Raw genomic sequence first — 24,292 nt, forward strand, 5'->3', positions numbered from 1 at the left:
CCCGCCGCGGTTCAGCTTGGCCGTCCCAGAGTTCCATGCCCTCCGGGTCCGTGCTCAAAGGAAAGGTCGCTGGGATGGGTGAAAGGCGGCCCGAGCCTCATGGAGGAAGCTAAGAAATGGATCCGGAAGAGCCGAAACGGTGATCCGCAAGCTCGAGGAGAAGATGTTGCGAGCGAACGTTTTGCACGAGAAAAAGTGGGGGCTGGCCATTCTGCGGACGAAGCTTGACGCGCTTTTGGCTAAAAAGGAGTCCCCGAGTGGGTGTGCCTCTCTCTCGGTTCGTGCCGCCTCTTTCCGTAAAAAGTTTTCCTTGGAAAAAAACGGATACGCCAACCATGGGGACGGGAAGAGGGATTGACGGGCGGAGCGCGGCCTGCGGCTCTCTCTACGGTTGCGCCTGGCGGATGCGTTGGGGGAGCCCAAGCCAATACGTGGTTTTTTAACGAGCGTACGCCTTGGCGCTTTGCCTACGCCCACGAGGGGACTCTCCAGGCGCTTGCCGCCAGCGGGATCGTGACCGCGCCAATCACGTTGGGAAAACTCGTCCGGAAGCGGGAGGGATTTGCGGGAAACTGATCGCTTCGTGTGCGAGAGAAAAGGGGTGGCGGGTGTTTGCCGCGTGTCAAGGTGCGGACCCGTTTGGGTGACACGCCGCCTTGCTGGAGCGGTCGGCATCGACACGAACGAGGACCATCTGGGCTTGGCGGAAACGGACCGCGTTGGCGATCTTGTGAGAATCCGCCGGATCGGACGTAATCTCGAGGGGAAGAGCGAGGAGCAGGCGAAAAAGCTTTTTTACTGATGCGTGCAAAGAGGGTGCCCTTGCGCCGAATTGGGCAAGGCGCTTGTGATCAAACGATGGGATCTTCGCAAAGAAACAAGCTTTGAGTCGGTGGATTTTCTTTGGGCTCGCTCGCTCTTTTCCTTCGCCTATGCTAAGGCGATCGCGATGGCTCGAAAGTCGGCTTTTTTCCCGCCGGAATCAAGGGGATCGAAGTCGAGCCGGCCTACACGTGTGTGATCGGTGCGGTCAACCACGCGCGCCGTCATAGCATCAACTTCTTACCAAGGCGCGGCCTCGTGCCCTCTCCCCGAGAGGATTGGGTTTCTCCGAACGCCCATCCCTGCCGGAGACAGTCATGCCTACTTGCAATGGCAGTTATGTGACCTTCGCCCTATCCGCAAGCAATGGGACGAAGCGTGTAGGTCGCTTCTCTGGCGGAGGTTCGGGGGAGAGTCAAAGCGGCATAAGCAAACGCATGCCCGGTGGGAAGCGATCCACTGCCTCCCGCGCCTTTGTCCCCCAAAAACGCGGGTCTGGGTGCTATCCGGGCTTTGCCAGCGGAATCCCGGCACTCAAATCGTTGGCAGCACGGTTCGGCCGCGTCCCGGACGATCTTCCCTGGCAGGGAATGGTTGCCGATGGTTTTAGGAACGGCTCAAAGAAATGTTTCTCGATTTTTTGGTCTGCCAATGGATGGGCGTTTAGGGCTCTACTTGGGGTAAGCCTTGGGAAGAGGGTTTTCCCTTTTGCTCTCGCTCGATTCGAACTCGTCGCAAGCGCTGGGGAGAGGCATCTTCTACGGTGATCCGAAATCCATCGACGGTGAGACTGTCCCATTTTGCGGGACGTCTTCCCCAAAGCCCCAGACACCATTCTTCCACAGTTTGTCGAGTTTCGGTTGGCAAGGGCCACCCGGTCTCAAGGGCAAGGTCTCGGAGCGGCATTTCAGGATCGATGAGCACCATTTCTTGGGTGCGTTCGAAAATCGGTCCTTTCTCAATGTCAAACTCATCTCGAATGTCTCCTACGAGTTCTTCCAACACATCCTCCAGGGTGACAATCCCTACCATTCGATCCTCGGTGTCCACTACGACCGCCAGATGGTTGCGAGAGGATCGAAAAAGCTCCAACATCACCGGCAGTTGGGTTTGTGGAAGAAACGTTAAAGCGGGACGCAAAAGGGCCTTGAGGTCGGTTTGGCTGCCAAGCGCAAGAAATTGCCACAGCAGCTCTTGGATGAGGAGGATCCCGACGACACGATCCTTAGAATCGGCACACACGGGGAAGCGGCTAAACCCGCAACGCTGCGCAATGCGCAGGTTTTCTTCCACCGACAAGTGGGTCCACAGAACGACCACCTGATCTTTGGGAATCATGATTTGTTCTGCGGTAATCCGTTTGAGGCGTAACGCCTTGAGCATGATTTTATGGATAAGCTCATCTGCGGGGTGGATGTGAGGGGCATGAGCCAGGACCTCTTGAAGTTCTTCCAGAGTAAACGGTTCCTCCGTGGGGACTGAGAGGCTAAACCCTGCTAACCGCAGCATCCGGAGAGAGGCTTGGTGTAAAAGCCAGACGAGTGGGAAAAAAAGGTAGAAAAAGATCGTCAACGGGGCGCTAGACCAAAGGGCCACCGCTTTGGGACGTTGGAGCGCAAGCGAACGGGGAGCCAGCTCCCCTAAAAGGATTTGCAAAAGGCTAATCAAACCAAAAGCCAAGGGATACGCAAGGGTAGCCGCCCACCCCGAGTGGGACAAGCCTGCCCAGGAGAAGATCCTTTCCAACTGACGCGCTATCCACGGCTCTCCCAGCCAACCCAGCCCCAGCGTTGAAAGGGTAATTCCTAATTGTGTTGCCGAGAGGTAGGCTTGGATGTTGCGCAGGATGTGGAGCGCAATGGGAGCTCGCCAATCGCCGGCATTGGCCAGGGGTTTCAGCTGGGTCCTCCGGACCTTGACCAGAGCAAATTCTGCCGCGACAAAAAAACCATTGGCGAAGATAAAGAATGCCAGTAAGAAAAGCTTGGCAAATTCGGTGAGACAGCGGTCAAAAGACATGGCCGTTTGTGTGGGTTACTACTATAAGATGGGCGCTTTGGGCCAGTGGCAAAACTATGGTCTCCCTTGGGAGGGCAGCACACTAAGAGGGCGTGCCGGCTGACAGCACTCGACTCGCGGGTAGCTCAGTGAGGGAAGGAAGTTTGGGAAGGCTTCGCAACCGAAAAGTTCTTCCACTGGCGGGCACGCTTGATTTTTTTGAGCAAGAAACTTTCGTCCAACTAACGTGAACTTTTCTCGGATCCTTTCAATCGCCCCGAGGAGCAGGGCAGCTTCCGGGTGGCTTCTTGGCTTAGACCCTTTGGTCCCTTTCTCGGTGGGGAGGATGACATGGACTACTTAGAAGCACTCCGGATTTTAGGCTCGGTTCGCAAGGGAGGAGCGAAGTTCGGTCTTACTAACATGCAGCGTTTGGTCCGCCGGCTGGGTAACCCCCAGGACTGCCTTCGATTCATCCACATTGCAGGCACCAATGGGAAAGGCTCGACCGCAGCGTTTCTGGCTTCCGTCCTCCAGCGTGCGGGTTTCCGAGTAGGACTCTACACTTCCCCGCACCTTTGTAGTATTCGCGAGAGAATTCAGATTAATTTTTCCAAGATTAGCGAGGAGCGGTTTGCGGCTCTTGTGGAGGAAGTGCTGCGCGCGGCGCAAGCTCGAGAGGACGAGGATGGTCTTATTGAGCCAACTTTCTTTGAAATTCTTACAGCTGTCTCTCTTCTTTACTTTGCGGAAGAACGAGTGGATTGGGTCGTTTGGGAGACTGGGTTGGGGGGGCGTCTGGATGCCACCAATGTGGTGGTCCCGGTAGCTTGTGTCATCACCCAGATTGATTTCGATCACCAGGCCTACTTGGGTCATACCCTAGCAGAGATTGCTCGGGAAAAAGCAGGGATCCTCAAAGAAGGGATCCCGACGGTTGTTGCGGTAGAGAGGGAGGAAGCGCGCCGTGTGGTAAAGAAACGGGCCAACCAGTTGGGAGCTACGTTCATCCCAATAGAAGAGGAAGTCCCCTGGAAGCTTTTGCAGGTCAATCTCCGAAACCAGGAGGCTCGGATTGGAAAGCAAAGCTATACCCTTGGGCTGGTGGGAGAGCACCAGGTTCGCAATGCGGCCTGCGTCGTCGCTTTGTGTCAGCGTGGTATCTTCGGTCCGGCATCTCTCTTGGATCGGGCGCTCAAGGAGGGACTCCAACAGTTGCCCTGGCCGGGTCGCTTTCAGGTTTTGCAGGAAAACCCTCCATTTGTGGTGGATGGAGCCCACAACCCCGCAGCTGCCCGAACTGTGCGTGCGACCTGGCAAGCGGTTTTTGGCTCGATTCCCTACCATTTGTGTATTGGGGTTGTGGCGGACAAGGATGCTTCAGGTATAGCGCAGGAGCTTGAGTCCGGAGCTTTTCGTGTCACGGTTGTCAAACCGCCAACGGAACGAGGGATGGAACCCCACCTGCTCGCCAAGCACTTTCCGTCGGTACCCGTAGAAGTGGCAGAAAGCTGGGGAGGCGTTGCCGTGAAACTGTTTGAAAGGAATCGGGAACCGGTTCTTTTGACTGGATCGTTTTATCTGGTGGGTGAGGTACTGGCAGATTTCTATGGATGGGAGAAGGAATTTAGCTGGAATGAGCTTTTGAGCCCTCCGCAACGCTAGGAAGGCAATTTTGGTTGGAAAACGTGATGCCGTTGAAACTCAAAGGGATTTTCTTTGATGCCGTAGGCACACTCATTCGACCGGCGCGTCCCATCGGACACACCTATGCAAGGGTGGCTCATCACTACGGCGTGTACCTGGAACCCAAGCAAGTTGAAAAAGCTTTCCAGGAGGTTTTTGCAAGGATGCAGTGGAGACCTTCGGCATCGGTTCCTCAGGACGGAGAGGATCGAACTTGGTGGAGGGAGGTTGTCTTCGGGGTCCTTGAGAACTTTTCAGTGGGTCCCGCTTTTCCTTTTGAATCCTATTTTGCGGAGTTGTATGAACTTTTTGCGCGGCCGGATCAGTGGCGTGTTTTCCCTGAGGTGCCCGAAGTTCTTAGCCTTCTTCGCGAAATCTATCCCCTTTGGGTCCTTTCGAACTGGGATGACCGGTTGGCTCCTGTTTTGGAGGGCTTGGGTCTATTGAGAGTTTTCTCCCATGTATGGGTCAGTTCCCGCTTAGGGGCCGCCAAGCCTGACCCTGAGTTTTATCGTAGAGCTTTGAAAAAAGTACATTGCGAACCCCACGAGGTTATGCTCGTGGGGGATGACCCCCACGGGGACGTAGAGGTCCCGAAAGGCCTGGGCTGGCAAACCTTTTGGATCCGTCGACCGGAACGCGATTTGTGGGATCTCGTGGACTTTTTGCGCACGGCTTGCCAAGAGCAAGGGATATAAAGACACATAAAGCTGTTCATAGCAGTGTATCAGAACGAAATTCACTACGTGGGCGAGGCGGCAGGGTGTTGGCTAGAGCACGGCTTGGCGGTTGGATAAGGAGGGGCCTTTGCCTCTTCCCGTAAAAGAGTTGCCGACCGGGTCGGTCGTCGTGCATGGGGAGGCGGCACCATCCGATGGCGTGGCCCTCAACGCGCGGGTGTGCAAGCGCCGATCCAAGAGCGGATTAAGACAGACAACTGGCTTGGGTTCTCCGAGTTGGCTCTCCAGCAAACCGTTGCACATCGTCAAGGCCGTCCAAGGAGGTAGGCTCCGGGATGAAGGGCGATCGGAGAAGGGTCGTTGGGCAGGTCTGTGATCCGAAGGTCGGCGCTGTCCTGGTCGAGCACCGCCTCCAGCTGATGCGTTTCGGCTTCAAGTACCGGGAAGCGGCATGGGCCGGCTAGAGTCGATCCATCCGCGTGATGGATCCCAATGAAATGCCCGACGATATCGTATACGCGACCTGCATGAAAAGATCGTTTCGCTGTGTGTGAGGCTTTACCAGAAGAGATGTGCGCAGAATCGCGCCCAAGAAGACGCTCGAAGCGATGGCAGGAGTAAGCTCCCTGTTTTCGCTTACCAGGCCCGGTTCCCGGGTGACGATCGAAGAGGGGGCGTTGCTTAGCGCCTATGCGGTGGTCTATGGACGGGTGGAGCGGAGTTTTTCTGCCAGATGCGGGTTCGTATCTCGCTAAAGAGACGTAAGCGATTGTTCCTGCCGCGGTTCGGCTTGGCCGTCCCAGAGTTCCATGCCCTCCGGGTCCGTGCTCAAAGGAAAGATCCCTGGGATGAGTGAAAGGCGGCCCGAGCTCATGGAGGAAGCTAAGGAATGGATCCGGAAGACCGGAAACGGTGATCCGCAAACTCGAGGAAAAGAAGCGGCGATCGAACGTTTTGGACGAAAAAAAGCAGGGGTTACCCATTCTGGGAACGAAGCTTGACGCGCTCCTGGCCGATCCGACGTCGCCAGCGGATGCCTGTCTCTCTCCGGTCGCGCCCGCCTCTTCCCGGACAGAGCTATTGTTGGGAGAAAAAGGACACGCCCACTATGCGGACTGGAAAGAGGGACTGGCAGGCGGAGCGGAGTAGCCAGTTCGATGTCGCTCGGGTCGAAGACGGGACCACGAGCAACCCGTCCTGCTAAGCCATGGTCTCCCCGGAGGGGAGCCTATCGGCTTGCGGTCGCAGCTGCCGGACGGACGGGGGAACCCGAGCCAAAAGCTGGTTTTTCAAAGGGCGTGTGCTTAGCCTACGGCCAGGAGGCGATCCTCGAGGTTCTCCTCTGCCAGCGGGATGGTGGTGGCGCCGAGCAAGAGAGTAAAACTTCCCCGGAAGCGGGAGGGATTTGCGGTAAAGCTACCGCTTCGTGCGGGACAGCAAGCGGTGGCGGGTCTTTCCGAGCGTCGAGGCGCAATCTCTTTCCTTGGTGACACGCCGCCTTACCGGAGCGGTCGGCATCGACACGAAACGAGGATCATCTCGCCTTGGCCAAAACGGATTGCTTTTGACAATCTCGTAAGAACCCGCCGGATTGGGTTGCAGCTCTATGGGAGACGCAAGGAGCAAGCCAAAGCGATTTTTGTGTGTGCGTGAAAAGAGATCACCCGGGCCTAGCGCCAAATCGGGCAGGCCGCTTGTGATCGAACAATTGGATCTTCGCAACCGAAAACTCAAGCTCGAGTTGGTGGATTTTCTTCGGGCTCGCTCGCTCTTTTCCTTCGCCTGCCGGCAAGGCGATCGCGATAGCTCACGTCGGCTTTTTTGCTGCCCGAGTGGACGTGATCGACGTCGACCAGGCCTACACAGCTGTGATGGGTGCGGTCAACCACGCGCACTGTCATGGTACAAGTTTTTCCCAGGGCGCGGCCTTGTGCCCTCGCCCGGAGAGGGTTGGGACTCTCCGAACGCCCATCCGTGCGAGAGCCAGTCGTGCCCAGGCGAAGCGTCTCTGGTCGTTTCTCTGGCGAGGGTTCGGGAAGAAAGTCAAAGCAACGCAAGGAGCGCAAGCCCAGTTGGGAGGCATTGAGGGCCTCCCGCGCCTTTGTCCCCGAAAACGCGGGATTGGACGTTTCCTGGCCTTTGTCGGTGAAACCTCGACACGCGAATCGTCGGCAGCACTGTTCGGCCGGCACCTCGGACGATCTTCCCTGGTAGGGGAAGGGTTGTCTACGGTTTTACGAACGGTTTGGGGCGACCTGTCGGAGTAATTCTCTACTGTTCGGCGGGTTTTCTTTGGGCCAAACGGGATGGCGATGGTCGTTTTGGGGGGTTCTCCTCTCTTTTTCGCTCCTAAGACCCGGATGGAAGCGTTCCCATGCGGAGTATGGATAGGGTATCCTGAGGACTTTGAGGACAGGAGGGGCGGCGTCAATCATGGAAGACGTTGACCCCGACCCGAGCCTAAGCGTAGGGTAAAAGGTGGCACGCATTCGAGAAGCCCGTAGGAGCGCTCAAACGATTACGCTTAAGTGGATTGCGGCGGCGAGTGGGCTTGTGCTTGTGGGTTTTGTGATCGTCCACATGCTGGGCAATCTCTTAATCCTTGGGCCAGCCTCCTGGTTGGATCGCTATGCGTGGGGGATTAAGAGCCGCCCATGGCTTCTTTGGCCAGGAAGAGTTTTTCTTTTGGGAGCAGCTTTAGCTCATGTGTGGGCGACCTTTTCCCTTTGGTCCTCCAATCGCCGGGCTCGAGCTGGGTCCTATGCGATGCATGACCCTATGGGAACTACATTGGCTTCTCGGACCATGATGACAACCGGCTTGCTAGTTGGCCTATTTGTCCTTTTCCATCTTTACCATTTTACCTGGCACGGCCCACCGTTTGGTTTTTACGGAACTTTCTGGTCCTACCTACCCGAGCTAGGACGGGCCGTCCCCGATGTGCGCGCCATGGTTGTGAGAGCCTTTCGCCAACCCCTAATTTCGGTCACGTACTTGTTGGCCATGGGGATTCTTTTTTTTCATGTGCGGCACGGAGTCCGGAGCATCTTTCACACCACGGGGATTGTGCGGGCACGCTCGATCGCCAGGATTGAACTCCTAGCCAAGGTCATAGCCCTCGGAGTTTGTCTTGGGTTTTCACTTGTTCCGCTTGCTGTGTTATTGGGTCTGGTCCGCTAAAAGGTTAACCGCTCCCGGCTGACAGTCAAAAGGCTTGTCTGTCTCCTACGCAGCAAGATACTCACCATGCGGTTCCCAGACGTTCGGCACGTTGGCGAGTGCCTTAGCCCGAGGAGGGTTGTTCCAGGCCGTGTGAACATCCGCGTGGTCTATCCACAGGCCACGCATCGGAACTCGGGTTTGCTACAAGCGATGGGTTTAATCGATGTGCCCGCTTGGAGAGGATTCTCTGGGTAGTGTTACAGGAGATCGACCACTATGCGTTCCACGCCAGCTTGCCTGGCTTTGCATCCGACAGAATCTCCGAAGCTTGGTAGCGAAATACCCAACCGCCCATTGTCGCCGGCTGCTGCCTGCCAAACCGTGCCTTCGCGGGTATTCCCTAAAGATTTTCCAGAGCCATACCATGCCGGCTGTCTTTGGCCTTGGTAAGGAGCTTTGTGGAAATCCCATGATAGGTGTCTTTGCAAGATCGGGTCTTCCGACCCGAAAGGAAGTTGATTCTTTGGGCCACCGTTTTTGACGTTTTCCTCGTAGTGCAGCCTTTTCGAGCGATCGGCGAAGGTTTCTGGGTTTAGAGACGGTGGGTTTCCGTAGTGCGAACCGTACGATTGCTCGGCCGTCGCTGCCCATGGCAATGATTTTCCCCTCTCGGGTCTACCCTTACAAAACTTGTCGGAGGCGTCTTTCTCCTGTCCGGCCCATCGACGGTCACCTGCAAAAACCATTTGCCGTCCTTGCGAAGGACCAAGTCCAACTGTCGCCTGCCATCCACCATGGCTGGGCCTCATAAGCGCTCATGAGGAAGGGAAGACCAATGTGGCCAGAAAGCGTCAGGAACGATACGCGCGTAACACCTTGGTAACTAAGGAGACGCGGTTTGAATGGAATAGACCGGAACGTCCTCAAATTAAGGCCGTAGCGGTGTGGTGCGCTTGTATCCTAGGCACACTTGAGAAATGCAGCGCACCGCGATTTTGGGCGCGCGGCAGGCGAAATCGGGTGCGTACTTCAGCGTAAAAGAGTTTTTGCAATAAGATGGAGTTTGCCTTTTTCCCTCCGGGGGAGCCACGCGCCGGCAAGCTCGTTTGTCCCCGAAGGGAAAGCGCGCATCGCGGCCGCAAGGGCTGGACGAGTTCTGGCGTGGGCAAAAGCCGGCTTGGCAGGGTCCGTTTCATGCAGTGTATTAGAGAAGTATGGATCAACAGGTGATATGGGTGTTCCCTCCCCCCGCTGAAGTCAAGGACTTCCGCGCCGGAGGCACACTGTGAATTTTCCGTTGCTCAAGAGTCGCATCCCGGAAGGAGATTTGAGCCAGAAGTGGACTCGATGTAAGGACCACCTGCGGCTCATCTCGCCAGTGAACCGGAGAAAATACCGGATTCTTGTGGTAGGTACGGGGCTTGCAGGGAGCTCTGCGGCCGCAAGCTTGGCAGAACTCGGTTACCAGGTCCGGGTTTTTACCTTACACGATAGTCCTCGGAGAGCCCATAGCGTGGCTGCCCAGGGAGGGATCAACGCGGCGAAAAACTACTGCAACGACGGGGATAGCGTATGGCGTCTCTTCTATGAAACCCTAAAAGGGGGCGATTTTCGCTCCCGCGAAGCCAATGTCTACCGGCTCGCAGAGCTTTCGGTTCGCATTATCGACCAGTGTGTGGCTCAGGGAGTTCCTTTTGCACGAGAGTATGGAGGGCTTCTTGCGAACCGCTCGTTTGGTGGTGCACTTGTTTCGCGGACTTTCTATGCTCGAGGAGCTACAGGGCAGCAGCTTCTTTTAGGAGCCTATCAGGCCTTAAGCCGGCAGGTCGCGCTAGGACGTGCCGAGATCTTTCCCAGGAGCGAAATGTTAGAGCTTGTCGTGTGCGAGGGGAAGGCTTGTGGCATTGTTACCCGAAATCTTCTGACCGGAGAGATTACCGCTCACGCCGGGGACGCGGTGGTGCTGGCCACGGGCGGGTACGCAAATCTTTATTTTCTTTCAACCAACGGCCGGGGTGCCAATGCCACCGCGATCTGGCGTGCCTACAAGCAGGGTGCCGGTATGGCCAACCCTTGTTTCGTTCAGGTACATCCAACTTGTTTACCCCCAGTAGCACGCTATCAAAGCAAGCTCACGCTTATGTCGGAGTCTCTCCGGAACGATGGCCGGGTTTGGGTGCCGAAAAAACCGGGCGATTCTCGCCGGCCCAACCAGATTCCGGAGGAGGATCGTGATTACTTTCTTGAGCGCTTATATCCTAGCTACGGCAATTTGGTTCCCCGAGACATTGCTTCCCGGGCAGTCAAACAGGTTTGCGACGAAGGGCGCGGCGTGGGTCCGATGGGAAAGGGAGTCTATCTTGATTTTTCGGAAGCGATTTCTCGGCTCGGTCGCAAGACCCTGGAAGAGCGGTACGGCAATCTTTTTGCCATGTACCGGGAAATCACGGGAGAGGACCCCTATGAAACGCCGATGCGTATCTATCCCGCTGTCCATTATACCATGGGAGGTCTGTGGGTAGACTACTTGCTTATGTCGACCCTTCCAGGCCTTTTTGCCATTGGGGAGTGCAATTTCTCGGATCATGGTGCCAACCGGCTGGGTGCCAGTGCTCTCATGCAGGCACTGGCGGACGGATATTTCATCTTGCCCTATGCGGTGGGGGATTATCTCGCATCTCACCAGCCTGGAGGCCTCCGGGAAGACCATGCGGTCTTTACCGACGCGGTACGGCGATGCAGCCAAAGAATCACGCGACTCCTTGAGCTAAAGGGACGGCGGCCGGTCGTTGAGATTCACCGTGAGCTTGGAGAACTTCTCTGGGCCCATTGCGGAATTACTCGCACGGACAATTCCCTGCGAAAGGCTTTGTCGGAGATTGGGCGATTGAAAGAGGTGTTTTGGCGGGAGGCCATTGTTCCCGGAAAGGGCGAGGAGCTTAACCAAGCGTTGGAATATGCAGGGCGGGTAGCGGATTTCTTGGAACTGGCTGAACTTTTGTGCTGGGATGCGCTGGAAAGAAGGGAATCTTGTGGATGTCATTTTCGTGAGGAGTTTCAAGATTCCAACGGGCAGGGGATTCGAGATGATGTTCATTATGCCCATGTGGCTGTTTGGTTTTACCGGGGGGATCACGAGGTGCCGCTTCGAGCCATAGAGCCTTTAGTTTTTGAGTCCACGGTACCGGAGGCAAGAAGCTATCAATGAGGTTTGTCTTGCGGATCTGGCGACAGAAAGATCCTTGCAGCCAGGGGCGATGGGTTACCTACCAGGTGGAAGGAGTGGAACCGGATATGTCTTTTCTCGAAATGCTCGATCAACTGAATGAGAATCTTCTCCGGCGTGGAGAAGATCCCGTGGCGTTTGAATCCGATTGTCGCGAGGGCATCTGCGGGGCTTGTGGCCTGGTGATCAACGGGCGCCCCCATGGACCCAGGGGTGGCATTGCCACGTGCCAGCTCTACATGCGAGAGTTTCGGGACGGTCAAACGATCACGATTGAGCCGTGGCGGGTGACCGCTTTTCCCATCCTCAAGGACTTGGTGGTCGACCGGTCTGCACTGGATCGTGTTGTCCAAGCCGGGGGATATATATCGGTTTCCACAGGCCAAGCTCCCGAGGCGAATACCTATCTTGTAGCCCATGAGGTAGCGGAACGAGCGTTTGATTTTGCACACTGTATCGGTTGTGGAGCCTGCGCGGCTGCTTGCAAGAACGGATCGGCTCTGCTTTTTGTAGGAGCCAAACTCGCTCATCTCTCTCTTTTACCACAGGGACAAGTGGAGCGGGATCGCAGGGCCATGGGGATGATCGAGGCAATGGAAAGGGAGGGGTTCGGTGCATGTAGTTTCACGCGCGCTTGTGAAAGCGTCTGCCCCAAGTCGATTTCCGTGGAGGCGATCGCTCGGGCCCACTGGGAGTATGCGAGAGCAAAACTCCGCAAAGTGTTTGGGAGCGGGACGTGAGCCTTTCCGGGCGACCGACCCGGTGAGCCTCACTTATTGATCAGGGGATTTTTGATCCCGTTGGATTCCGTAGTGCGCCACAGGTGCATTGGGCAGGATTCTTGGTTCGGGGAATCGCCCCAAAAAGGGAAAACACCTCGGAGGCTGCGATGGCTGTCAAAAGGGGGCCTAAAGGAAACCTTTTTACTGGCAATGCTCTGGGACTTGCTTGCGCGAGGCTACTCTAGCTTTTTTGGGCGAACCAATGACTTGTTTCCTCCTGCGCATTCAGTAGCGTTGTCCGGCCCGGGTCAAGGACGCTTTTCCTCCACGACATAGCTTCTGGCTAGCCAATCGGGTAAGCCTTGCCGGTTCGGGGTAAAAAGAATGGGAATGAATCCCAGTCCCACAAGGACCAAAGAGAGGAGTTTCCCCAGGGAACGCATGGCAGCCTGCCCGAGAGAAAGCCGATCTCCCTTTGTGTTGATCACTTTGAGTCCTAGGAGCCACTTCCCCAGCGTAGCCTGGTACGAAGAGCTTTCTGCAACGGTAGAATAAACCCACAAAAGGAGAAGCAACATCGTCAGGTAAAAGAGGAAAAGAAAATTGGATACGGCAGGATCACTGCCAAGATCTGGCTCGGCCAATCGAGCTGCGATGCTGACGAGGGCCAAATCCAGCACACCTGCTGCGAATCTTGAAAGACGAGAGGCCAGTTTAACCCCCGGAGGGGGCCCGCCCGCGGCTTTGGCCGGAGCCGGTGGTGGGGTTTCCAAGACAACGGCCTCGGCAAGCCAAGGGATTTCTGCGATCCGTTTCCAACCGGGTGAACCCGGATACCACGCAAGATCATCCGCGCCAAAAAGCGCTTCCTGAAGCCGTTTCTTTGCCTCCTCCAGGGAAAATGGCCCGTGTCGCTGCCCTTCTTTCGCCAGATAAAAGCGCGAAGGGATCTCCGCTCCGAGCTCACCGGTTTGAGGAGGAGTCTCTTCCTCTCCCACAAGCTCCCTCCTTTTTGTGTTTCCCTTCGATTAGGAGGCGTTGCTTCCCATGCAGGTTCGCATGGCTTACCTCCAACTATAGCTTTGTTTCGTGAAGGAACAACTTGCGATTATCCGAACCGGCCCGTGATGTAATCTTCCGTCTGTTTTTGGCTGGGCTTAGTAAACAGCTTTCCAGTCCGGTCAAACTCGATAAGCTTCCCCATAAAGAAAAAGGCTGTGTAGTCGGAGACCCGAGCGGCCTGCTGCATGTTATGGGTCACAATTACCACGGTGTAGCGCGTTTTGAGTTGCACAATCAATTCCTCGATCTGCCTTGTGGCGAGCGGATCAAGAGCGGAACAAGGTTCGTCCATGAGAACGACATCCGGAGCGACCGCAAGCGCGCGCGCAATACAAAGACGTTGCTGCTGGCCGCCTGATAAACTGGTCGCGGGTGCGCGAAGCCGGTCCTTGACTTCGTCCCATAACGCTGCCATCTGGAGTGACTGTTCCAACCGTTCTTCCAGAATCCTGCGGTCGCGCACGCCATTGAGTCGAAGCCCGACTAAGACATTCTCTTCGATGGTCATAGTGGGAAAAGGGTTAAACTTCTGAAAAACCATCCCCACTTTCCGACGCACCACCGTGGGGTTGATGTTGGGCGAGTAGAGGTCCTGACCAAAAAAAAGAATCCTTCCTTCTAGCCGAGCGCCGGGTGTTAGCTCGTGCATTCGATTGAGCGTCCGCAGAAAAGTCGTTTTGCCGCAACCACTGGGACCAATGATGGCGGTCACCTGGCGTGCTGGGATGGAAAGCGTGATGTCAAAAAGGACCTGTCGTTTTCCAAACCAGACCGAAAGGTTTTGGATATCGAAGGCTACTCCTTCTTGGTGGGACGCTTGTGACTCCTCATGAGTGGATGGGACAGCTTGAGGTATCTGGGAAGTTTTCGGTGGGTGCATAAAGCTTGGTAGCGGCATGGGCGATCTATCCGGATCGAGCTAACCTCCCTCCCAAAAACCGAACGGTTGTTGTGGTAAGTAGGACAAGAACCAAAAGCACCAGCGCCCCCGCCCAAGCTTGCCGGTGCCAGTCATCGTAAGGAGAGATGGCATAGACAAAAATTTGAAGGGGGAGGGCCGCCATCGGCTGATCCAGGCGGAAACTCCAGTAGGGATTCCCAAAAGCCGTAAACAGTAACGGAGCTGTTTCTCCGGCCACCCGGGCTAGCCCCACAAGCACTCCGGTTACAATCCCCCGAATCCCTGTACGGAGAACGATGAACACGGTCACTTTCCAGTGCGGGATTCCTAGGGCGATCCCTGCTTCTCGATAGTCCTGGGGAATGAGTCGAAGAATTTCTTCGGTCGTACGCATAACGATCGGAAGCATCATAGCTCCCAAGGCCATAGCTCCACTAAGACCGGAAAAACCTTTGAAGGGAACCACCATAAGGGCATAGAAAGTCATGCCCCACACAATGGAAGGGACCCCGTTAAGAACATCTGCTACGAACCGGACCCACGGGTGAATTTTCTCATATCCAAACTCGGAAAGGTAAACGGCTCCCAAGATGCCGATGGGCGCCCCCACTAGGGTCGCGACAGCCAAAAGAATTGCTGAGCCCACAATGGCGTTAGCCATCCCTCCACCTGTCTCACCCGGCGGACGGGGCAGGTGCGTAAAAAACTCCCAGTTAACCGAACTCCATCCGGCTTGGACCAGAAAGAAAAAAATGAGGGCGAGCGGGGTCACCACCGCGACCGCGCTAGCCGCACAGAGGAACGCCATCCAGTAACTTTTATAGCGGCGCCAGCGGCTGTGAGTGTCCTCTTTCCATTGGATGTCCACGCCCTGCGATTCTTGGAGAACTGCCACCGGTTACTCGCTCCCTTTGACGGTTTCAATTAAGATTTGCGCCAAAACGTTCACAACCACCGTTAGACCTAGAAGGATGAGGCCCAGCTCAAAAAGGGCGCTTAGGTATGTCGTGGTTGTAGCTTCGGTAAATTCATTGGCAATGACACTAGCCAACGTATACCCAGGGGAGAGAAGGGAAAGAACAATCTCTGGACGGTTTCCCACCACCATCGTTACGGCCATCGTCTCTCCGAGCGCTCGACCAAGCCCCAGAATGGCAGCCCCAATGAGGCCTCGCTTGGCATAGGAAAGAACGGCAATCCGTGTCACCTCCCATCCGGTAGCACCGAGCGCATAGGCAGCCTCACGCTGGAGGTCCGGGACCGATCGCAGGACCTCGCGAGCCACGGCGCTAATGATGGGGAGGATCATAATGGCAACGATGAGGGACGCCGCCAAGAGGCTTGGCCCGTAGGAGGATCCGGAAAAAAACGGAAGGAAACCGAAAGTTTTTTTGAGAACGGGGTAGACATAATCCCGCAGCCACGGGACGAACGCAAAGAGGCCCCACAATCCCCAGATGACGCTGGGAACAGCCGCAATCATTTCGATAAGGGAAGCAACGGGTTGTCGTAACCAGACTGGGGCCAGCTCGGTCAGGTAGATCGCTGTACCCACGCTAACGGGGAAAGCAAGCACTAGAGCCAGAAGAGAGGTCACTAACGTTCCATAGATAAACGGGAGAGCTCCAAAATCTTCTCGAACCGGGTCCCATTCGGACTTCCAAATGAATCGGATGCCGAACCTCTCAATCGCTACCCGGGACTGTAGATAAACTTCCCATCCCACCAGAACGATCAAAAGGAACACAGAAAAAGCAGCGATCATGCAGAGAAACCGGAAGGCCCGGTCACCGATGCGGTGAACACGAGCCTTCGGCAGACCACCCAACAAACCGTACATAGCTATGCTACTGGCCGGGAACCTTTACGAGCCCCCGGCCACTGGGAAACCTTTTTTGGTTACCTTCCTCAATACGTAATTTCGTTGATTTTTGCCAGGACCCTTTGACGTAAGCTTTCTGGAAGCGGGGCATAGTGGAGGCTTTTAGCGATTTTTTCCCCGTCCGTCAGTGCCCACCGCAGAAATTCCACAAGTTTCTTCCCTTTCTGCGGATCCTTCTGTTCGGCATATACCAAAAGCCACGTGGCTCCGGCAATCGGATAGGCCTTTTCGCCCGGAGGGTTTACCAGGGAGAACCGGAAGTCGTCCGGTATGGTAGCCCCTTCGAATGCGGCAGTAATCGAGTCCAGGGTGGGCTCGATAAAAACCCCCGCCTGGTTCTGGATTGCAGCCACAGGCAACCGGTTCTGAATGGCGTAAATCAGCTCGACATAGCCGATGGAGTTCGGCGTTTGTTTCACTTGTCCTGTAACCCCCTCGTTTCCTTTTGCCCCGAGCCCGACCGGCCAATTGACTGACGTGCCCTTGCCCACGCGTTCCTTCCATTCGGGACTTACGCTACACAAGTAATCCGTCCAAATATAGGTCGTCCCGCTTCCGTCAGAGCGATGGACCACTACGATGTCTGCATCCGGGAGTTTTGCTGTGGGATTAAGACGGGTGATTTGGGGATCGGTCCATTTGGTAATTTTTCCTAAAAAAATATCCGCAAGTACTGGACCGGTCAGCTTAAGCTTGGGATTGCCTGGGAGATGGTAGGTGACCACTACCGCACCTCCCACCGTGGGAATGTGGAGAATTTTGCCGGGGGCTTTTGCCAGATTTTCGTCGCTCATAGGAGCGTCTGACGCCCCAAAATCTACCGTTCGTTCCAAGATTTGTCTTTGCCCACCGCCTGATCCGATCGATTGATAGTTGAATCGAACGGTCGGGTCTACGTGTTGGTATTCGTTAAACCATTTGGAATATAAAGGATACGGAAAGGTCGCCCCGGCTCCGTTAATCAAGAGTTCCCCGTAGGCTTCGCTCACAAACCGGAAAGGAAACGTTAGACATACTAGGATGATAACCCACACCTTTTTCATTGGTTTTTTCCTCCTCCTTCTGCGGTCGATTTACGCTCCCTACCTACTTTTCTCGCTTAACGCATCGGAATCCCGATGAGCCTATAACCCCCGGGCTAGCATAAAAAAGAGCTGTCCCCGTTCTTTTCCTTTCTTTCTTACACGACAAAGGGCCGTTAGGTATGTGACAATTTTGTAAAAAGCCTGGGAGCCCCTCCTCTAGGGAAGGGGGGAAGAAGTGGGCAAAACGACCGATCGTGTCGGCGTTGGTTGCTTGTCCCCGGCTTGCCCCCCAGGCATTGGAAGGAGGTTGGCCCGCGAAAAGGCTTGGGAAAAAAGACTAGGCAGGGGAAAAAGAGAGCATGATCGCATTGGGATCGCGTCGAAGCGGAAAAAGCGTATAAAAAAGCAAGGGAAGCGGGCGGCAAACCTGGGAAAACACTAGCAGGAAAGACACATGGTTATTGGAATTCCTAAGGAAACGAAGGAAGGAGAGCGCCGGGTGAGTCTTCCCCCGAATGGGGTGGCGCGTTTGGTCTCACTGGGGCACATCGTTGTAGTAGAAGAACACGCGGGGATAGGATGTGGGTGGACAGACGAGCATTACCGGGAGGCAGGAGCCCAGATTGTAAGGGATAAACAGGAGCTTTTTGACCGTGCAGAGCTTGTGGTCAAGGTAAAGGAACCTCTTGCGCTCGAGTGGGACTTGTTTCGCCCGGGTCAAATCCTTTTTGGCTTTTTGCACCTGGCGGCTAACCAAGAACTTGCTCGCGTGCTCCTGCAAAAGGGCGTCTCAGCCATTGGCTGCGAGACTGTGCGCTACCAGGGCCGGTTGATTCTCCTGGAACCGATGAGCCGGATTGCAGGGAAAATGGCTCCCTTGGTGGGAGCGTACTTTTTATCGGCTGCCCAGGGAGGCTGCGGGCGGCTTCTTTGCGGGCTTCCTGGAGTGCCCCGGGCTAGAGTGGTGATCGTCGGGGCTGGCACGGCGGGATGGGAAGCTGCGAAAACCGCCCTAAGTCTTGGTGCGCACGTGGTTCTTCTGGAGCAAGACCCTTTTCGCTTAGAGCACCGACAGGGCGAACTTGCGGGTATAGAGACTCTTCTTTTTTCGGAAAGAGCGTTGTTGCAAGCGTTGGAAGGGGCAGAACTCCTCATCTCGACGGTTCACGTTCCTGGAGCCCGTGCCCCACGAGTTTTCAACTCCCGGAACTTATCCCGCATGGTACGTGGAGGTGTTTTTGTGGATCTGGCGATCGATCAAGGGGGCTCCTCTGAAACTTCCCGACCGACTACCCACGCTCATCCTGTGTATGAGGAAGCGGGTGTGTGGCACTATTGCGTGGCAAACATGCCCGCAGCCTATCCGGTGACCGCAACGGAGACGTTTGCCCCTCGTCTTCTCCGGTATGTGGAAAGGATTGCTCAGCTGGGCTTAGAGGAGGCAGTGGAGAAGGACCCTGGCTTGCGGGAAGGCTTGCAGATTCACCAGGGAAAAGTTCTTTTGTCTTCCTTGCGGGAAGTTCTGGGTGAATAGGTGGGAGTGTGGGGGAGAGGGAGCGTTGGGCTAGAGTCTTCCATGGGTGGGTTTGCCATGCGGTCCTAACGAGAGGTCTCTTGAGGATTTTTCTTGCGCCAATCAAGGCTAGGGAATTGAAGCCCAAAAACGGCTTTGCTAAAGAGGACCTTGTTTTTGGGGCCAAAAGGAAAGCGATGCAGGAAGCCCCAGGGAGGGGGAGAGTGAAAAAGAGGCTCCTCATTGTAGTGACGGCTAACCCTGCGACGAGCGGGCGGCCAGCCGAAGCTCTCCGCGTAGCCGCGGGTCTAGCCGCAGAAGAGAAACTGTCCGTTTCGGTTGCCCTCGAGGGACCTGCTCAAGCCTGTTTGGAACCGCCACGGGGCTGTTGGCAGGATGAAGAACTTTTACTTCGTTCCCTCGAGATCCTCAAGGAGTGGGGTGTACCTGTGGAAACCCAAAAGGTGGATCGGGAAGAGTTTGACCTTGTGGTAGTCTTTGGTGAAACCTCCCTTAGCCCCCAGCCATTGTTGTTTGCATCCTAGTGTGGAAAGGACCAACCCGTGTTCTCGCTCAGCAACCCTAGCGACTGGGAGGGCTACCTGCGCTCGCAAAAGGAGGTTGTGGAAAAAGCCCTGGATGAGCGGATCCCCCGGGCTGATCGCCAACCTAAGCGTTTGCATGAGGCAATCCGCTATAGCCTCTTTGCGGGAGGTAAACGCCTGCGGCCGATCCTTTGTTTAACGACATGTCAGACGCTTTGTGGTCACTGGGAGCCCGCGATTCCTTGGGCCTGCGCTATTGAATGTATTCACACCTATTCTCTCATTCACGATGATCTTCCCTGTATGGATAATGATGACTGGAGAAGAGGTCGCCCTACTCTTCATCGAGTCTTTGGTGAAGCGATCGCCATCCTGGCCGGAGATGCTCTTCAAGCTCTTGCGTTTGAGATTGCCTCTTCCGCAAAGGGAACTCCGAGGTATCCGGTCCCATTGCTTCTCGGCGAACTAGCTCGCGCGGCGGGAAGTCGGGCGTTGGTGGGGGGACAAGTGGGGGATTTGGAAAGTGAAGGGAAGGAAGTCTCGCTTACCCAGCTGCGGTTGATCCATCGGCGCAAAACCGCGGCTTTGATCGTGGTCTCCGTGCGACTTGGTGCAATGGCAGCGGATGCGGAAACCTGGGAACTGAAACAGTTGACTCGGTTTGCTCGTTTCCTCGGGGTTGCGTTCCAAATCCGAGATGATGTGCTCGATGTAACTCAGACTCAGGAAAAACTAGGAAAAACGGCAGGGAAAGATCTTCAATCACAAAAGGCGACCTACCCAAGGATCGTGGGCCTTGCGGAAGCAAACCGGCTTGCTGCGCTTTACACCCACCGAGCGTTGGAAGCCCTTCGGCCCTTTGGAGAACGGGCAAGCCCGTGGATCCAATTGGCTCACCATCTTCTCGAGAGGGATCGCTAAAGGGGCTTGGCAAGAAAAAATCGAGAGTTATTCTGGCTGACACAAGAGCGTGGGTCCTAACCCTGGCTTGGTAGCGAGGAGTCCTTTGACCCCAAGCCTCTACCGATAGGTCCGCAGGCTCCTTGCGGGCGGTTTACCCTTTGGGAGTTTATCCAACACAGGTTTTGGGTACGGCGTAACGTGGCCTTTTTTGCGTTGCTACTCCGCAAGACTTGCGCTGCCGGAGGAAGAAAGGTCGCTCCTCTTACTTGGGTAAGCTCTTTACGTCATACCGGTTTCCTGGTGAAGGCGGCCGTGCGGGCCATGCTTTCACCGCTTATCCTAGAGAGGCCTCTTCGTCTCGGCAAAAGACAGGGGAAACCCACCTTCATTTCGTCCGTAGAGAAGACGGTGGCACAAAGATTTATGGATAATTATTTGACTTTTTTGGAAGTATAAACAATTTATCTTTTGTTAAAAATAAAAAAGCCAAACAAGCCGTTTATCGATTGGCAGCCTTGGCTCATGCCAGCCGCCTCAAGATTTACCGGCGGCTGGTGCAAGCGGCTCCTCACGGATTGAGCGCCGGAGAACTAGCTCAGGTACTCAAGGTTCGGGCACCGACGTTGTCGTTTCACCTGAAGGCGCTTTTGCACGCGGGCCTGATCAAGGCACGGCACAGCGGCCGGTTCATCTATTACTCGGCCGACTTTACCGCCATGAACAAGCTATTGAGCTATCTGACTGAGAACTGCTGCGGAGGCCTTCCTTGCGACACTAGAGTAAAGAGAGGTGTGGAGAGAAAAGCATGAAACGTTTGCCCGGTTACGGTTGGATAAACCTCATCCTGCGGTGCTGGCCAGAGAGACTACGGCGACGGACGGGGCCAAAATCGATCGGGCTCTTTGAACGTTACTAATCCTCTGGGCGCTTGCTTGCATGGCCATGGAGTATGACTTGGCCGCGCGATACCGCAGCTATTCGTGACCCTAAGCGCTTGGCAGATCGGGCATGTCAATCTCCCGATGGCCCTTTTCGTATGGGCATGATTGTGCCCATGCTAGGGAAGATTGACTTCCGCGCATTGCGTGAAGTAGCCGGACACTATCGTGGCCTTGGCGTAACGCTCCTGATGAACTGGGCTATCAAGCCATTTTCCATGGCGGCGCTGGCATGGCTATTTGTTGGCCATGGGTTTCGGCCCTGGTGACCGCCAGACAAGCTCAATGACTATATCGCCGGTCTCATCCTATTGGCAGCTGCGCCGTGTACGGCGATGGTCTTTGTCTGGAGCCAGTTATGTCGCGGTGAACCCCAGTTTACACGGACCCAAGTGGCCCTCAACGACACGATTATGCTGGTCGCTTATGGCCAATGGTATCGCTACTCTTGGGGCTTTCGTCGCTCACTGTATCGTGGTCGACGCTCCTGTTGTCGGTCGTGCTCTCCGTCGCCGTTCCTCTGGCGCTCGCGCAGGGACTACGGCGCGAACCTCTAGAAGGTGGCTGGCTAGCAAACTTGGCGGTCACACGAACGCCGGTCTGGCTTTTGGCACTGCTGGTGACATTGGTTCTCATGTTTGGGTTCCAAGGGCCGCAGATTGTAGCGCAGCCAGGGTTATCCTACTTTTGGCGGTGCCGATCGTGCTCCAGGTATACTTCAATGGTTGCCTAACGTATGTTTTGAACGGGATCCGCGGGGAAAAGCACTGTGTGGCGGGACTATCGGCCTTAATCGGTGCCAGTAATTTCTTTGAGCTGGCGGCGGCTACCGCTATTAGTCTCTTTGGGCCTAACTCGGGGGGCGTTGGCGATCGTGGTCGGGGTTTTCGTTGAAGTTTCTATCATCATGTCAATGGCGACGTTGATCAACCGCAGCTGCTCATGATACAAACGGGTTTTTTTGCTCAAATCCTTTGCCCTTCGGAAAGTGACCGGTCTTGAAAACGGTTGCCTTACTTAACCCGACTGAGTTGACCTATCCGGCAAAACTTCCTTCTCCTCTAAAAATACACACGAGTCCTCTTCGAGTGGGGCGAGCATAGAAGGCTAAATGCGCAGGCGTTTCCCGATCACATCCGTTCGCGGATGAGCGCGGACTCCTCCCTGACACTCTTCTGGACTTGAACCGTTTGCCTGACGTGTTGTCCGCAGGGGCTTTCTTTTTCGAAAAATGGGGAGATGGGTTAGGATCGAGGAACGAGCTCATGCGCTTGGCGGTGTCGATCCCTATGATTTGACGCTAGGAGATGAGGGCGTTTCGTGACGGAACACGCGGACGGCGGGAATCGCCGGTATGACTTGGCCAAAGCTCCTGCCGGAACCCTTCCGGGCCGCAACCTGGAGCTGACCGCGGCACCCTTGCTTGTGCCTGCGGTATTTGGCCACGATCAGGAGAAGGGCTTGGAGCGCTGGAAGGAGGTTCTAGAGCTTGATTGTGTCTGGCAGGGTCGAACGTTTGAGGTCATCTCTGACCTCAGACCGAGGATGAACGATCGCAAGAAGGGGCGTAAGAAAGTTACGAAGCGACTGCTGGACGGTATCCTTAGTGGTCAAGTCCCCCGGTTAGTGAGATCACCCATAAGGAGGGGCTCCTCTGCTTCGGAGCGGGTGTTCGCACTTTGCTAGGCGCAGCGCGCCCGAGGCGAGGTGGTGATTCTCCCTCGAGGCGAGGGGAGAATTTTTGAGCAAGACTTGGCCAAGGACGTGCTGGAGACGATCACCCGTGTTCTGGGCTTGGCTCTACGGCTTTTGATCGCGCTGGGGCCGGAGGGTGTCTGGTGTGGCCGGCTTTGTCTAGAGCTGGGCCTTGGAAGGATGGCGGCCGCAGCAAAAGCGCCTTAAAGGGAGAGCGCTGCCCGTAGATGGTCGGCGTGGTCAGGTACGCGGGCGCTCGAGGCTATCCTCGATCTTGGAGGGGCTTTGCGGGCATTCTTTTGAGGGACACGGCCGGTATTGTCGGCGGAAAAAGAAAAGGGTGCGCGGTCGTTCTTGTGTGGCCCATAAGGCCCCCCACCTTTCGTGTCGACAGCCCGAGGATCCGGCTTCCCAGCATTAACTGGGTGTGGATCAGTCAAGAGGTCTGCTTCCGCGGCAGGCTCAAGCGCGTGACGGTCAGCCGAGAGGGGGAGAGGTGGTTTGCCTTGGTCTTGGTGCGTACCGACGACATCCAGAAAGTCGAGCATTCCAAGAGGAGAGTCGCCGTCGATTTTGGCATAACCATGTTGGCCATGCGCGAGTAACCGGGGAAAAGCGATTTTCGGCGCCAACGCGCGACCAGGCGGCTTTTGAGGAAGTTGCGGAGGCAAAGCCTGAGGGCATCTCGGAAAAAGAATGGCTTGGGCTAGCGGGAGAAAAGCCAAATTGCGCCTTGCCACGATTGACGCGTGCACCGCGAGCGTCCGGTGCCATGCCATGGACAAAGCCACTACGGGGCTGGCCAAGACCTGGCGCCGCATCGGCATTGAGGATCGGAATGTTCAAGGGATCGTACGCAAGCACTGCCTTTCCCGGTCGATCCTGGATGGCGCATTATCCGAATTCGGTCGCCCGCTTTCCTACAAGGGGCAATTGTAGAGAGCAAAGGTTTGTGGAGTGGCGGTTATTCCTCTTCAGGCAAGACGTGTTCCTGCTACGGCCTGGTGAAACCCGTGCAGGAGTTGCGGCAGCGAAAGTTTCGGTGCGACGGATATGGCTAGGAGGCCGAGCGCGATTTTAAGGTAGGGATCCATTGGGAAGGCTTGGCCGCAAGTTCTGTGGCGGCGAATCGCATGGGGAGTCACGCTGCCCGCTGGCGACCCAAGGTGTCTCTTCGACAGTTACTTCCCAGACGCGGGAAACGGCTGAAAGAAATGCCGTCCCGTGACTCCCTTGTGAGGGCCTTGATCGCATGCGCAAGGGCGATAGCCAAACCAATACTGACAAAGAGATGAAGGCGATCCGGCTCAGTCTCTTTGAAGATCGCTGGCCAGACCCGTTGCGAGCCAATCTCGTGCAAGATCGATGGCGTTTCCACAGCCAGCATTTCCAGGAACACGTTGCGCTTATATATCGGACACCCCACCCTATGGTGGACTTTTAGGTAGACACAGTTGCCGTTTGCGACCACATCGGCCATGCGGCAATGGATGCACACCTCATGGGGCGTTTTGGCCGAACGCAATTTCTCG

At 55.7% G+C, this 24,292-nt stretch carries 25 protein-coding genes and 1 pseudogene; 19 read left to right on the top strand and 7 right to left on the bottom strand.

Annotated features, from left to right (window positions below; all coding sequences use genetic code 11):
• The first annotated feature begins 354 nt into the window (after window positions 1-354).
• Window positions 355-576: a hypothetical protein gene (locus KK925_RS08795; protein ID WP_174582335.1), complete on the top strand. Its 222-nt coding sequence runs from the start codon at window positions 355-357 to the stop codon at window positions 574-576.
• A 67-nt stretch (window positions 577-643) separates the two neighbouring features.
• Window positions 644-802: a hypothetical protein gene (locus KK925_RS08800; protein WP_174582336.1), complete on the top strand. Its 159-nt coding sequence runs from the start codon at window positions 644-646 to the stop codon at window positions 800-802.
• A gap of 683 nt (window positions 803-1,485) precedes the next feature.
• On the opposite strand, the gene KK925_RS08805 is transcribed toward KK925_RS08800, so the two are convergent.
• Window positions 1,486-2,841, bottom strand: a complete 1,356-nt coding sequence (locus tag KK925_RS08805) for a hemolysin family protein (protein WP_174582337.1) — start codon at window positions 2,839-2,841, stop codon at window positions 1,486-1,488.
• Window positions 2,842-3,171: 330 nt separating this feature from the next.
• On the opposite strand from KK925_RS08805, the gene KK925_RS08810 reads away from it, so the two are divergent.
• From KK925_RS08810 to KK925_RS08845, 8 genes are all read left to right on the top strand, one after another.
• Entirely contained in the window at window positions 3,172-4,485 is a 1,314-nt protein-coding gene (locus KK925_RS08810; RefSeq protein ID WP_174582338.1) for a bifunctional folylpolyglutamate synthase/dihydrofolate synthase, read from the top strand.
• A gap of 23 nt (window positions 4,486-4,508) precedes the next feature.
• The gene (locus KK925_RS08815; RefSeq protein WP_236027902.1) at window positions 4,509-5,204 is read left to right on the top strand and encodes an HAD-IA family hydrolase; all 696 of its coding nucleotides are present in this window, start codon (window positions 4,509-4,511) and stop codon (window positions 5,202-5,204) included.
• 554 nt (window positions 5,205-5,758) lie between these two features.
• Window positions 5,759-5,941 carry a hypothetical protein gene (locus tag KK925_RS08820; RefSeq protein WP_174582340.1) on the top strand — a complete coding sequence of 61 codons (183 nt, stop codon included), beginning with the start codon at window positions 5,759-5,761 and terminating at the stop codon, window positions 5,939-5,941.
• 157 nt (window positions 5,942-6,098) lie between these two features.
• Window positions 6,099-6,335 (top strand): hypothetical protein, encoded by a 237-nt coding sequence (locus KK925_RS08825; RefSeq protein ID WP_174582341.1) that lies wholly within the window; start codon window positions 6,099-6,101, stop codon window positions 6,333-6,335.
• A gap of 689 nt (window positions 6,336-7,024) precedes the next feature.
• On the top strand, window positions 7,025-7,453 hold the full coding sequence (locus KK925_RS08830) for a hypothetical protein (protein ID WP_174582342.1): 429 nt from the start codon (window positions 7,025-7,027) through the stop codon (window positions 7,451-7,453).
• 211 nt (window positions 7,454-7,664) lie between these two features.
• Window positions 7,665-8,366 carry a succinate dehydrogenase cytochrome b subunit gene (locus KK925_RS08835; RefSeq protein ID WP_174582343.1) on the top strand — a complete coding sequence of 234 codons (702 nt, stop codon included), beginning with the start codon at window positions 7,665-7,667 and terminating at the stop codon, window positions 8,364-8,366.
• Window positions 8,367-9,633: 1,267 nt separating this feature from the next.
• Window positions 9,634-11,556: a fumarate reductase/succinate dehydrogenase flavoprotein subunit gene (locus KK925_RS08840; protein ID WP_174582344.1), complete on the top strand. Its 1,923-nt coding sequence runs from the start codon at window positions 9,634-9,636 to the stop codon at window positions 11,554-11,556.
• The gene (locus tag KK925_RS08845) at window positions 11,553-12,314 is read left to right on the top strand and encodes a succinate dehydrogenase/fumarate reductase iron-sulfur subunit (RefSeq protein WP_174582345.1); all 762 of its coding nucleotides are present in this window, start codon (window positions 11,553-11,555) and stop codon (window positions 12,312-12,314) included. The genes KK925_RS08840 and KK925_RS08845 overlap by 4 nt, the downstream gene beginning before the upstream one ends.
• 290 nt (window positions 12,315-12,604) lie before the next feature.
• On the opposite strand, the gene KK925_RS08850 is transcribed toward KK925_RS08845, so the two are convergent.
• The 5 genes from KK925_RS08850 to pstS all read right to left on the bottom strand — a co-directional run bounded on the left by KK925_RS08850 (window position 12,605) and on the right by pstS (window position 17,184).
• The gene (locus KK925_RS08850) at window positions 12,605-13,294 is read right to left on the bottom strand and encodes an RDD family protein (protein ID WP_174582346.1); all 690 of its coding nucleotides are present in this window, start codon (window positions 13,292-13,294) and stop codon (window positions 12,605-12,607) included.
• 110 nt (window positions 13,295-13,404) lie between these two features.
• A complete protein-coding gene (gene pstB / locus KK925_RS08855; RefSeq protein ID WP_174582385.1) occupies window positions 13,405-14,238 on the bottom strand; it encodes a phosphate ABC transporter ATP-binding protein PstB in 834 nt (277 codons plus the stop codon).
• Between the two features lie 25 nt (window positions 14,239-14,263).
• Complete coding sequence (gene pstA / locus KK925_RS08860) at window positions 14,264-15,154, bottom strand: phosphate ABC transporter permease PstA (protein WP_236027899.1); 891 nt, start codon at window positions 15,152-15,154, stop codon at window positions 14,264-14,266.
• A 3-nt stretch (window positions 15,155-15,157) separates the two neighbouring features.
• Window positions 15,158-16,099 (bottom strand): phosphate ABC transporter permease subunit PstC, encoded by a 942-nt coding sequence (pstC, locus tag KK925_RS08865; RefSeq protein ID WP_174582347.1) that lies wholly within the window; start codon window positions 16,097-16,099, stop codon window positions 15,158-15,160.
• Window positions 16,100-16,167: 68 nt separating this feature from the next.
• Window positions 16,168-17,184 carry a phosphate ABC transporter substrate-binding protein PstS gene (gene pstS, locus KK925_RS08870; protein ID WP_174582348.1) on the bottom strand — a complete coding sequence of 339 codons (1,017 nt, stop codon included), beginning with the start codon at window positions 17,182-17,184 and terminating at the stop codon, window positions 16,168-16,170.
• A 436-nt stretch (window positions 17,185-17,620) separates the two neighbouring features.
• Between pstS and KK925_RS08875 the strand changes: the two genes are divergently transcribed.
• The 9 genes and pseudogenes from KK925_RS08875 to KK925_RS08920 all read left to right on the top strand — a co-directional run bounded on the left by KK925_RS08875 (window position 17,621) and on the right by KK925_RS08920 (window position 23,699).
• Window positions 17,621-18,700, top strand: coding sequence for an alanine dehydrogenase (locus KK925_RS08875; protein WP_174582349.1), 1,080 nt, complete (start codon window positions 17,621-17,623; stop codon window positions 18,698-18,700).
• A gap of 176 nt (window positions 18,701-18,876) precedes the next feature.
• On the top strand, window positions 18,877-19,224 hold the full coding sequence (locus KK925_RS08880) for a hypothetical protein (protein ID WP_174582350.1): 348 nt from the start codon (window positions 18,877-18,879) through the stop codon (window positions 19,222-19,224).
• Window positions 19,225-19,242: 18 nt separating this feature from the next.
• Window positions 19,243-20,145: a polyprenyl synthetase family protein gene (locus KK925_RS08885; protein WP_174582351.1), complete on the top strand. Its 903-nt coding sequence runs from the start codon at window positions 19,243-19,245 to the stop codon at window positions 20,143-20,145.
• Between the two features lie 497 nt (window positions 20,146-20,642).
• Window positions 20,643-20,936 (top strand): ArsR/SmtB family transcription factor, encoded by a 294-nt coding sequence (locus tag KK925_RS08890; protein WP_214096446.1) that lies wholly within the window; start codon window positions 20,643-20,645, stop codon window positions 20,934-20,936.
• A gap of 83 nt (window positions 20,937-21,019) precedes the next feature.
• A pseudogene (gene arsB, locus KK925_RS11495) lies at window positions 21,020-22,011 on the top strand (ACR3 family arsenite efflux transporter).
• A 374-nt stretch (window positions 22,012-22,385) separates the two neighbouring features.
• Window positions 22,386-22,751 carry a recombinase family protein gene (locus KK925_RS08905; protein WP_174582352.1) on the top strand — a complete coding sequence of 122 codons (366 nt, stop codon included), beginning with the start codon at window positions 22,386-22,388 and terminating at the stop codon, window positions 22,749-22,751.
• 24 nt (window positions 22,752-22,775) lie between these two features.
• Entirely contained in the window at window positions 22,776-22,967 is a 192-nt protein-coding gene (locus KK925_RS08910) for a hypothetical protein (protein WP_214096449.1), read from the top strand.
• Between the two features lie 20 nt (window positions 22,968-22,987).
• The gene (locus KK925_RS08915; protein WP_174582354.1) at window positions 22,988-23,365 is read left to right on the top strand and encodes a hypothetical protein; all 378 of its coding nucleotides are present in this window, start codon (window positions 22,988-22,990) and stop codon (window positions 23,363-23,365) included.
• Window positions 23,366-23,456: 91 nt separating this feature from the next.
• Window positions 23,457-23,699 carry a hypothetical protein gene (locus KK925_RS08920; RefSeq protein WP_174582355.1) on the top strand — a complete coding sequence of 81 codons (243 nt, stop codon included), beginning with the start codon at window positions 23,457-23,459 and terminating at the stop codon, window positions 23,697-23,699.
• A gap of 202 nt (window positions 23,700-23,901) precedes the next feature.
• Here KK925_RS08920 and KK925_RS08925 read toward each other — a convergent pair whose 3' ends face one another.
• Window positions 23,902-24,285, bottom strand: coding sequence for a transposase (locus KK925_RS08925; RefSeq protein ID WP_174582356.1), 384 nt, complete (start codon window positions 24,283-24,285; stop codon window positions 23,902-23,904).
• Window positions 24,286-24,292: the final 7 nt, after the last annotated feature.

It is taken from the genome of Candidatus Methylacidithermus pantelleriae (assembly GCF_905250085.1).
Taxonomy (GTDB): Bacteria; Verrucomicrobiota; Verrucomicrobiia; order Methylacidiphilales; family Methylacidiphilaceae; genus Methylacidithermus; species Methylacidithermus pantelleriae.

Coding starts and splice junctions, on each gene's coding strand:
- KK925_RS08805 (WP_174582337.1), bottom strand. CDS start 2,841: ATGTCTTTTGACCGCTGTCTCACCGAATTTGCCAAGCTTTTCTTACTG.
- KK925_RS08810 (WP_174582338.1), top strand. CDS start 3,172: ATGGACTACTTAGAAGCACTCCGGATTTTAGGCTCGGTTCGCAAGGGA.
- KK925_RS08845 (WP_174582345.1), top strand. CDS start 11,553: ATGAGGTTTGTCTTGCGGATCTGGCGACAGAAAGATCCTTGCAGCCAG.
- pstB (WP_174582385.1), bottom strand. CDS start 14,238: ATGCACCCACCGAAAACTTCCCAGATACCTCAAGCTGTCCCATCCACT.
- pstC (WP_174582347.1), bottom strand. CDS start 16,099: ATGTACGGTTTGTTGGGTGGTCTGCCGAAGGCTCGTGTTCACCGCATC.
- pstS (WP_174582348.1), bottom strand. CDS start 17,184: ATGAAAAAGGTGTGGGTTATCATCCTAGTATGTCTAACGTTTCCTTTC.
- KK925_RS08875 (WP_174582349.1), top strand. CDS start 17,621: ATGGTTATTGGAATTCCTAAGGAAACGAAGGAAGGAGAGCGCCGGGTG.
- KK925_RS08880 (WP_174582350.1), top strand. CDS start 18,877: ATGCAGGAAGCCCCAGGGAGGGGGAGAGTGAAAAAGAGGCTCCTCATT.
- KK925_RS08915 (WP_174582354.1), top strand. CDS start 22,988: ATGGTCGGCGTGGTCAGGTACGCGGGCGCTCGAGGCTATCCTCGATCT.
- KK925_RS08920 (WP_174582355.1), top strand. CDS start 23,457: ATGGCTTGGGCTAGCGGGAGAAAAGCCAAATTGCGCCTTGCCACGATT.